This is a genomic window from Salegentibacter sp. (assembly GCF_041642575.1).
Taxonomy (GTDB): domain Bacteria; phylum Bacteroidota; class Bacteroidia; order Flavobacteriales; family Flavobacteriaceae; genus Salegentibacter.
This window is the reverse complement of sequence record NZ_JBEPWD010000160.1, coordinates 1-3,011: the sequence shown is the minus strand read 5'-3', so window position 1 is coordinate 3,011 and position 3,011 is coordinate 1. Positions and strand designations below refer to the sequence as shown.

The 3,011-nt window shown below is 39.8% G+C and carries 2 protein-coding genes; both read right to left on the bottom strand.

Going from position 1 to position 3,011, the window contains the following annotated elements; genetic code table 11:
* Positions 1–190: 190 nt before the first annotated feature.
* Positions 191–1,537: a sugar porter family MFS transporter gene (locus ACESK1_RS12790; protein WP_372920566.1), complete on the bottom strand. Its 1,347-nt coding sequence runs from the start codon at positions 1,535–1,537 to the stop codon at positions 191–193.
* Between the two features lie 241 nt (positions 1,538–1,778).
* The coding region (locus tag ACESK1_RS12785; RefSeq protein ID WP_372920565.1) for an ATP-binding protein at positions 1,779–3,011 on the bottom strand (1,233 nt) is incomplete at its 5' end.

Sequence of the window (3,011 nt, the reverse complement as noted above, 5' to 3'; positions counted from 1 at the left end):
GGGTCATTCATCCATCCGGATTTTGGTGTGAAGTGAAAGTCCGGGCGAAAATCTTCGTCGGCCTGCACTACGGTATCATTTTCTGAAGGAGACTCTTCTGTTTCACGATCCTTACAAGACGTGAAGAGCATACCTCCCAGAAAAAAGAAAACTAAAGTTTGATAAATATATTTCATGACTTCTGGTTTGATTAATTATTTTTATATGAAAGTTCTCCGTTATCTTTTAGGGCTAATTCTGCGCTTAATTCTTCCAGGGATTTACCCTTGGTTTCTGGCATCATGAAGATCACAAAAAGAAGCTGCAGCACCATCATAAAAGCGAAGAAGGCAAATACGTAGCCCGCTCCAATAGTGGAAAACAAGAATGGAATAAGCGACGGGATTATGGCCGCCAGCACCCAATGTGTTGAAGAGCCGAAAGCCTGTCCTGATGCCCGTAAATGATTCGGAAATATTTCAGAAATAAATACCCAGATCACCGCGCCCTGCCCAATAGCGTGAGCCGCAATAAAGAGGAAGAGGAATATAGGTACCCATAGCCCGCCCCAATTAAGGAAAAACGCGGCTGCCACAAGCGACAGAGAAATGATATAGCCAATCGAGCCGATAAACATTAGTTGCTTCCTACCTAATCTATCGATTAAGAAAACTCCCAATAAGGTAAACAGCAAATTCACCACGCCTATCCCAATACTGCTTAACAAGGCTGTACTAGCCCCAAGGCCGGCTTCTTCAAAAATTCTTGGTGCATAATACAGGAAAGCGTTTATCCCGGAAAGCTGGTTGAAAAATGCCACCAGAAATGCCAGGATGAGCGGAAAACGGTATTTTTTCATAAAGATATTCTCCCCCGAAACTTCAGCTTCAGACTGCTGCTTGATTTCCTGCATTTTCGTTTCCAGATCTGTTTCCGGATTTATAGTCTGTAGAATATCAGCTGCTTCGGAATTTTTTGATTTCGAAATAAGCCACCTGGGGCTTTTCGGAATAAACAACACAAAAAGAAAGTAAATAAAAGCAGGAACTGCTTCAATTCCCACCATCCATCGCCATGGTTCCGTGCCGGTATTTCTTAGTAAATAGTTAGAAAGAAAAGCGATTAAAATTCCTAAAACAATATTGAACTGGTACATAGAAACCAGCCTTCCCCGGTGTTTTGCCGGCGCTATTTCAGAAATATAAGTGGGAGCTGCAATAGTAGACGCACCAACCCCTAAACCACCAATAAAACGCAAAGCAGCAAAAGTAATAGGATCGTTAGCAAGCGCCGAACCAAGTGCCGAAATAAAATAAAGTACACCTATTATTAAAAGGGTATTTTTTCTTCCGAATTTATTGGTGGGAATCCCGCCAAAAATTGCTCCTACCACAGTTCCCCATAAGGCCATAGCCATTACTACCGAGCCGTGAAAAGCATCGGAGGTCCCCCAAAGTGCCTGAAGTTGTTTATCGGCCCCGGAAATCACCACCGTATCAAATCCGAATAAAAAGCCGGCTAAAGCTGCACTTATCGACCAGGCAAATATCTTGTTCATATCTCAATTTATTATCGTGATTACTAAAGTATATTTAAAATGACCCGGTAAATTCTAAGATCTATTCAAAAAGTTACAATATTGTTAAGGGGGAGTGAAGCAAGGGCTAATCAACTGTAATATAGCTAATTAAAAGTAAAAATAAAATTCTACGATAACGTTATAGTTATGAATTTGATACAAATTTTACGTTTCTGTTACCTTATTTCAAGAGAATTAAAAGATGAGAAGTAACATTTTCTTAACTTCTGAATTGTTTTGGAGAAACGCCGTATTTATTCTTGAACGAGGTGGAGAAATATCCGGGAGAAGAATAGCCCAACTGGTAGGCAATTTCAGATATATTCAGATTGGAATCCTGAAGCAGGCTTTTAGCCTTAGCCAGTTTTTGAGAATTGATGTATTCACTAATGCTTATCCCTAATATGGCCTTGACTTTTCGGTAAAGCTGAACCCGGGAAATGTGAAGTTGCTGTGCGAGATCTTCTACGGTAAAATTGGGTTGCGCCAGATTCTTTTCGATCAATGAATTCAAATCTTTAAGGAAATTCTGTTCTGAGGTGTTGAATTCTTCGTCTTTAACTTCATCGATTTTATTAGTGTAGTAATACCGCAATTTTTCCCGGTTATATAGCACTGAAATAATTGATTGCTCCAGCACTTCAAAATTAAAAGGTTTGGTAATATACATGTCGGCCCCTGATTTGAGAGCTTTTAAGCGTGATTCTTCGTCGCTCAGCGCCGTTAAAATAAGCGTTGGAATGTGAGACGTACGTAAATCGTTTTTAAGTTCCTGGCATATTTCAAAACCGGATTTTTCCGGTAAATTCAAATCGCAGATTATCACATCGGGAATTATTTCCAGGGCTTGTTCAATTCCGTCGGTACCATCAGAAAGAAATACCCGGTAAAAAGGATAGAATTTTTTGTAAAGAAGCTGGGAGAGATCATGATTATCTTCAATAATCAAGAGACATTCTTTGTTCTCGTCCTCTGCCGGGACCGGAAATTCCAATTTTTCAACTTCCTCAATGGGAATCACATCTGAATGATCTGATTTTATTGGTAATTCCTCTTCAGAAACCTGATATTCGGCCAGGTGCTCCTTACCTTTTTGCAGGGACACCTTGAATTCAGCCCCTTGACGGGAAGTGACACCAATATGCCCTTTATGCAGTTCCACAAACTGCTTAGTGATATAAAGACCAAGTCCTGAACTTACTTTCGCATTATTTGTAGCTTGGGTAAAAGGATCAAAGATGCGCTGATATTCCTCTTTTGGGATACCCATGCCTGAATCTTTAATAGAAATCTCAATAAGCTTTTCGGTTTCAGAAATATTGATAGAAATATTTCCGTTTTTCGGTGTAAACCTAAAGGCATTAGAGAGTAGGTTAAAAAAAACCTTATCCATCATATCCCTGTCTATATAGGCAAACGGAGAGTTAACATCGGAAGTAAGTTCCAGGGTAAT

Bases quoted from the DNA above. Each gene is read 5' to 3' on its own strand.
- ACESK1_RS12790 (WP_372920566.1), bottom strand. From the start codon at position 1,537: ATGAACAAGATATTTGCCTGGTCGATAAGTGCAGCTTTAGCCGGCTTT.